Origin of the sequence: Oerskovia rustica (assembly GCF_014836555.1) — a bacterium.
Classification (GTDB): Bacteria; Actinomycetota; Actinomycetes; order Actinomycetales; family Cellulomonadaceae; genus Oerskovia; species Oerskovia rustica.
In genome coordinates, this window is the sequence record NZ_JACSQQ010000045.1 from 1 (window position 1) to 6,511 (window position 6,511).

Consider the following 6,511-nt stretch of genomic DNA (forward strand, 5'->3'; position numbering starts at 1 on the left):
AGATGGGTTGCTGGGTCGCGTCCCCAGCAACCCGTCTCAGGCCGAACCACCCCTCTCACCTGTGATCCACAGGTGCGGTCAGCGCAGCGGCGCGGCCGGGTACTCGGCCGGCGTCTTGCCCAGGGCCTCGGACAGCTCGAGCCGCTCCTCCAGGACCCCGGGGCGCTCCCGGTGCATCTCGGCGATCACGGCCTCCTGCGCGGCGGGCGTGAGGTGGTCGAAGTAGAGCGTCCCGTCGAGGTGCTGTGCCTCGTGCTGGAGCGCGCGGCCCAGGAAGTGCGACCCGGCGAGCTCGACCGGCTTCCCGTGCTGGTCGAACCCGCGCACGATCGCCTTCACAGGGCGGGCGAGCGGCGAGTAGGCGCCCGGGATCGAGAGGCACCCCTCGTCGCTCTCCTCGATCTCGTCCTCGGGTCCGTCGAAGACCTCGAGCACCGGGTTGACGACGTGCCCGACGTGGCGGTCCTCGTTCTCGTCCTCGACGTCGTACACGAAGACCCGCAGGTCCACGCCGACCTGCGGGGCCGCCAGGCCCACACCCTCCGCGACGAACATCGTCGTGAACAGGTCGTCGACGAGCTGCGCGAGCTCGGGCGTACCGAACTCGGTCACCTCGCGGGCCGGGGTGTGCAGGACGGACTCGCCGATCTCGGTGATGCGCAGGATGTTGCCGCGCTCGACCTCGGGGGCGATCTCCGGGAAGGACTTGACCGGCTGGCCCAGGACGTAGGTGGCGGGGCGACGACGGCCGAAAGTGAACATGGGGACAAGCCTAGGTGGTGCTCAAGCGCATCGATCCGGCGGCAGGTACTCAGCGCTGCTCAGCGGACGGTTCGAAGATCTGGATGTATGCCTCCAGGGTGATCGCGAAAACTCCCAGGGAGAGAGCCGTCCACGCGAGCCACGCCGCAACCCCGGACAGCCCGTCATCGTTCGCACCGACCGCTGCGACCAACGTCATTCCTGCAGAGAATGCCACGTAGCCCAGGAGGAGCAACCTCGTGGAGCCCCTGAACGTCCGGGACTTGCGAAGCAGTCCCTGCCCGAGAAAGCCGGCGAGGAGGAACACCGGGATCACGGTAGCCACCAGGGCGCAGGTCGCACTCGTCATGCAGGGACAATACGGGCTGGTCGACACACTCGTCAGGTCATCGACCACTGGAGCGCGAAAGCGGCCACCCAGAGAGGCGCAGCTCGAGGTTCCCCACCAGCCCCGACAACGCGAAAGGCCCGGAACCGTTGAGGTTCCGGGCCTTCGTGCCTGAGCCGCCTATCAGAATCGAACTGATGACCTTCTCATTACGAGTGAGACGCTCTACCGACTGAGCTAAGGCGGCGCGTACCGGACGTCACGCCTTGCGGCGCTCCGTTTCAGCAAGCGTCGCAACTGTACCCAACGCGGGGGCGTGAGGACAAACTGGCTCCCGCGGCGCCGTCGGGCTGCCTGCGAGGCCGCCCGCACGAGGGGCCCGCGGGCCACCAGGTCAGAGCACCCTCAGCAGACCTTCCCGTCCTCCGGGACCTTCCCGTCGACCAGGTACGCGTCCACGGCGTCGGCGACGCACGCGTTGGACCGGCCGTAGGCCGTGTGCCCCTCGCCCTCCCAGGTGAGGAGCGTCGCGGAGTCGAGGGTCTTGGCGAGGCCCTCGGCCCAGACGTACGGGGTCGCGGGGTCGTTGGTGGTCCCGACGACGACGATGGGCGCGGCGCCCTTGGCGTGGAGGTCGAGCTCCTGGTCCACGACGGGGTAGGCCCAGTCGACGCACGACAGGCCGCCGTAGGTGAAGAACGAGCCCATGGTCGGGGCCGCCTCCTCGATCTGGGCGGCCTGCTCGGCCATGAACGCGGGGTCGGGGTTGCCGCGCGCGTCGAGGCAGTTGACCGCTCGGAACGCCTCGGCCGAGTTGTCGTTGAACGTGCCGTCGGCGTTGCGGCCGTTGTACAGGTCGGCGAAGCCGAGCAGCATGGTGCCGTCGCCGTCGTTGAGCGCGGCGTCCAGGCCGGCGGTCAGGGCGTACCAGCTCTCGTTGTTGTAGAGCGGCAGCGCGATCCCGTAGAACGCGAGCGTGGACGTCAGCCGGCGGTCGCTCGAGGTCCGCAGGGGGCGCTCGGAGACCTGGTCGAGGAACGCCTTGACCTGGGCCATGCCGTCGTCGACCGAGCCGGTCAGCGGGCAGTCCTTGCCGCCCTGGCAGTCCTTCACGTAGGCGCGCAGCGCGTTCTCGAAGCCGACGGCCTGCTGTGCGGAGACCTCGTCGGAGGTCAACGTGGTGTCGATCGCACCGTCGAGGACCATGCGCCCGACCTTCTCCGGGTAGAGCCCTGCGTACGTGGCGCCGAGCTGGGTCCCGTAGGAGAAGCCGAGGTAGTTGAGGGTCGAGTCTCCGAGGGCGGCGCGCAGCATGTCCATGTCGCGCGCGGCACTCTGGGTGTCGACGTTGCCGAGGAGGTCGCCCGTGTTCTGCGCGCACGCGTCGGCCCATGCCTTGAGGTCGGCGGTCATCTCGGCGCGGCCCTCGTCGCTGTCGGGGTAGGCCCGGGACAGGGAGGCGTCCTTGGCCGCGTCGTCGAGGCACACGACCGGGGTCGAGGCACCGACCCCGCGCGGGTCGAACCCGATGACGTCGTACGCCTCCTTGACGGGCTCGCCAATGCTGCCCGCGGCGCTCGTGACGTACTCGATGCCCGACCCGCCCGGCCCACCGGGGTTGGTCAGCAGCGACCCGATCTTCTCGCCCGAGGCGGGCAGCCGCTTGAGCGCGAGCTCGATCTTGCCCTGCGTGGGGTCGTCCCAGCTCAGGGGTGCGATCGCGGTCGCGCACTCGAACCCGCCGCCGCAGTCGTCCCACACGAGGCTCTGCCCGTAGAACTCCGCGAGCTCGGCCGGCACGTCCTCGCCCGTCCCCGTGGACCCCGTCGAGGACGACCCCGTCTCGGCGGGGCTCTGCACCTTGGGCGAGGGGGCGCACGCCCCGAGCAGCAGGGCGACGGCGAGCGTCGCGGCGGACAGCGCTGTGGTGCGGCGGTGGGGCGTCTTCACCCGGCAACGGTAACGGGTCGGGCTGGGCCGGGGACCTCGAACGACGCCCCCGGCCCTGCCCTTTCACGCGAACTTCACGGGCGGCGGGCCCGCGCGCCGCCCCGGGCCACGACCGACCCCGTCACCAGGTCAGGACTGGGCGACCCATGCGGCCTCGCCGACCTGCCCGGCGGCTGCGCGCGGCGCCAGCACGACAGAGCCTGCCTCGTCGAGGCGCACGGTCACGTCGGCCGACTCGTCGACACCCTCAGGGGCCTTGACGACCGTGGTCCAGGGGCGCAGGTCCATGGTGCAGGGCTTGGTCTCGTCGACCTTCTGGAAGGTCACGACGACGTCGCTCCCGTCCAGGGTCGCGTCACCCTCGGCGATGTGCGGGCACGTGCTCGACCCGAACGTCACGACGTACAGGTAGCCGTCCTCCGCGGTCCAGGCCGCGCCCGTGCCGCCGCTCGTGGGGGCGTCGATCCCCGCGGGCAGGTCGACGCCGTTCGCACCGGCCTCGATCGGCAGGTCGGCTGCGTCGAGGGGCGCCTCGGGCGACTCGTCGGAGGGCGTGCTCTCGTCCGCGGTGCTCTCCTCGGCGCTGGGCGTGTCCGAGGCGTTCCCGCCGGAGTCGGTGTCCGTCCCGCACGCGGTGAGCGCCAGGAGCGCGACGAGCGAGACGGCGGGGGCGAGTCGGCGCAGGGAAGTCATGGGCGGGGTCTCCTTCGGGCTTCGGCACGGGCGCCGCGGTGGCGTGCACCCCTCACTCTCATCATGTCGTGGGGACCGCGGTTCTTGCGTGGCGACACGGCGCCGCTCAGCGGACGGGCGCGCCGCCGTCGGGCGTGCCGGTGTCCACGACCCCCGCACGGAGCATCTCGACGAACGCCGCGAGCGTCGGCGAGGTGTTGTCGGGCGACCAGGCCGCGCCGATGTCGCGCGACGGCACGGGCTCGTCGAGGCGGATCTCGACGACGTCGTGCACGGGCTGACGAGCCGGCGGCAGGACGCTCACGCCGAGGCCCGCAGCGACGAGGCCGCGCACGGTGTGCAGGTCCTCGCCCTCGAACCCGATGGTCGGGCGCACGCCCGCGGCGGCGCACAGCGCGTCGACCGTCCCCCGCAGGCCGAACCCGTGCTTGAGCGTGATGAACGTCGAGCGGGCGGCCTCGCGCAGCGTGGCGCCGGGGCGCGACGCGAGCTCGTGCCCCGCGGGGACGATGAGGACGAGCGGCTCCTGGAAGAGCGTGAGGATCTCGCGACCGGCCGGGGCCGGGACGAGCCGGGACACGAGCGCGATGTCGGCCTCGCCCGCGTCGAGCGCGTCGAGGCACGAGCGGCGGGCGCCCTGCGTCATGGTGAACCGCACGGCAGGGTGGTCGGCGAGGAACTCCTTGATGAGGGCCGGGACGACGGACTCGCCGAGCGAGGTCTGGAACGCGACCGACAGGGTGCCGCGCGCGAGCGCCTCCCTCGACCGCACCGCGTCCACACCGGCGCCGAGCGCCGCGAGCGCCTGGCGGGCGTGCGGCAGGAGGGCACGGCCCGCGTCGGTGAGCCTGATGCCGCGCCCGCGGCGCTCGACCACGGGCACGCCCAGCACCTCGCCGACACGCGCGACGGCCCGCGACACGGTCGGTTGCGGGGCGCGGAGCATCGCGGCCGCGAGCGTGACCTGCTCGACCTCGGCGACCGCGACGAACGCGGGCAGCAGGGGCAGCAGGCGGCGGGTCTCTTCGTCCAGCGCGGCATCCATGCTCAGATCGTATCGTTCGACATAGATACATGCATTGGACGCAAGAGTCGGAGGCTCCTAGCGTCGAAACCATGCACACACCCGCATCGGTCACGACCCGTGCGCTCGTCGTCCCACCACACACCCCGTGGACCGGACACCGGCGCAGCTCCCAGGGCTACCGCAGGACGGTCGTGGCGCTCGTGTGCGCGGGACTCGCGACGTTCGCCCAGCTCTACTCGCCGCAGGGCATCCTGCCGATGATCTCCTCCGACCTCCGGATCGCCGCCCCCACGGCCTCGCTCACGGTCTCGGCCGCGACGCTGGGCCTCGCGCTCGCCGTCCTGCCCTGGTCCGTGGTCGCCGACCGCGTCGGCCGCGTCCGCGCGATCCAGATCGCCCTGATCGCCGCGACGACCATCGGCCTGCTGGCCCCGTTCGCGCCCACGATCGAGCTACTCGTCGTCGGTCGCTTCCTCGAGGGCGCCGCGCTCGGCGGGGTGCCGGCACTCGCCGTCACCCTGCTCCACGAGGAGATCCACTCCGCGCACACCGCGGTCGTCGCGGGGATGTTCGTGGGCGGGGTGTCGATCGGCGGGCTCGCGGGCCGGGTGCTCGCCGCGGGCGTCGCCGAGCTCGCCGGCTGGCGCGTGGGCCTGGCCACCGTGTCGGGGCTGTGCGTGCTCACGACCGTCGCGTTCGTCGTGCTCGCGCCGCGGGCGCGGGGCTTCGTGCCGGACCGCGAAGGGCTGCGGCACGTCGGCTCGCTCGTCCTGACGAACCTGCGCGACCGCGGCCTGCTCGTCCTGTACGCCAACGGCGCCCTCGTCATCGGCGGGTTCGTGACGATCTACAACTACCTCGGGTTCCGCCTCGAGGCACCGCCCTACCTGCTGTCCCCGGCGGTCACGTCGCTCGTGTTCTTCGCCTACCTGGGCGGGACCGTGTCCTCCCGCCTCGCGGGCAGCCTCACCGTCCGCTGGGGACGCCGACGGGTCCTGGCCGTCGCGGGCGCCACGATGAGCGCCGGGGCCCTCCTGACGCTCGCCCCCCAGATCCCCCTGATCCTGCTGGGGCTCGTGATCCTCACCGCCTCCTTCTTCGGCGCGCACGCGGTCGCGTCGGGGTGGGTCGGGCACCGGGCGGTCGTGGGCCGCTCTCAGGCGACCTCCCTGTACAACGCCTTCTACTACGCCGCGTCGAGCCTGCTCGGCTGGCTCGGCGGCGTGACCTGGGTGCACGCCGGGTGGCCCGGGGTCGCGATCTTCGTCGCCGCGGTGACCCTCACGGCACCGCTGCTCACGCTGGGGTCGCGCTCGCTGCGCACGCCCGCTACCGGGACGACGCGACGAGCCGCCCGTCCGCGCCCTCGACCGACACCCGGCGGGGCAACGAGCTCTTTGGCGTCGTGAGACGCCCCGTCGACCCGTCGAGACGCCACACCGCCTGAGCGCCCACGACCGAGTACTGCCGCCCGTCCGCCTCGACCCCCGACGGGTGGAGGAACACCAGGTAGCGCTCGCCCTCCTCGGGCGTCGGCGCGGCGTTGACGTAGTGGCCGGAGTCCTGGCGGACCGCGACGACATCGTCCGTCACGAGCGGTCCACCGTCCGACGTGACGACCCGGACCTCGGTCACGGCGAAGGGCGCGGTACCGACGCGCTCGGTCCACGTCCGGCCCGTCGGCTCGACGACCGCGACGTCCGTGGCCTCGTCCGCCAGCTCGTCGATCGAGGAGTAGTCCCGGATCAGGT

General features: G+C 72.2%; 7 protein-coding genes and 1 tRNA gene. 1 reads left to right on the forward strand and 7 read right to left on the reverse strand.

Features of this window, described 5'->3' with window-relative positions; all coding sequences use genetic code 11:
• Positions 1-78: 78 nt before the first annotated feature.
• From def to H9652_RS17755, 6 genes are all read right to left on the reverse strand, one after another.
• Entirely contained in the window at positions 79-762 is a 684-nt protein-coding gene (gene def / locus H9652_RS17730) for a peptide deformylase (RefSeq protein WP_191797857.1), read from the reverse strand.
• A 49-nt stretch (positions 763-811) separates the two neighbouring features.
• A complete protein-coding gene (locus H9652_RS17735) occupies positions 812-1,111 on the reverse strand; it encodes a hypothetical protein (protein ID WP_191797859.1) in 300 nt (99 codons plus the stop codon).
• A 153-nt stretch (positions 1,112-1,264) separates the two neighbouring features.
• A tRNA-Thr gene (locus H9652_RS17740) sits at positions 1,265-1,337 on the reverse strand.
• A 158-nt stretch (positions 1,338-1,495) separates the two neighbouring features.
• Positions 1,496-3,040 (reverse strand): alpha/beta hydrolase, encoded by a 1,545-nt coding sequence (locus H9652_RS17745; protein WP_191797861.1) that lies wholly within the window; start codon positions 3,038-3,040, stop codon positions 1,496-1,498.
• Between the two features lie 129 nt (positions 3,041-3,169).
• Complete coding sequence (locus H9652_RS17750) at positions 3,170-3,733, reverse strand: hypothetical protein (protein ID WP_191797863.1); 564 nt, start codon at positions 3,731-3,733, stop codon at positions 3,170-3,172.
• Positions 3,734-3,839: 106 nt separating this feature from the next.
• Positions 3,840-4,778 carry a LysR substrate-binding domain-containing protein gene (locus H9652_RS17755; protein ID WP_191797865.1) on the reverse strand — a complete coding sequence of 313 codons (939 nt, stop codon included), beginning with the start codon at positions 4,776-4,778 and terminating at the stop codon, positions 3,840-3,842.
• 71 nt (positions 4,779-4,849) lie between these two features.
• Here H9652_RS17755 and H9652_RS17760 point away from each other — a divergent pair, with 71 nt between their 5' ends.
• A complete protein-coding gene (locus H9652_RS17760) occupies positions 4,850-6,169 on the forward strand; it encodes an MFS transporter (RefSeq protein WP_191797866.1) in 1,320 nt (439 codons plus the stop codon).
• Here H9652_RS17760 and H9652_RS17765 read toward each other — a convergent pair.
• On the reverse strand, positions 6,090-6,511 hold a 422-nt coding region (locus H9652_RS17765), incomplete at its 5' end, for a hypothetical protein (RefSeq protein WP_225228431.1). The genes H9652_RS17760 and H9652_RS17765 overlap by 80 nt on opposite strands.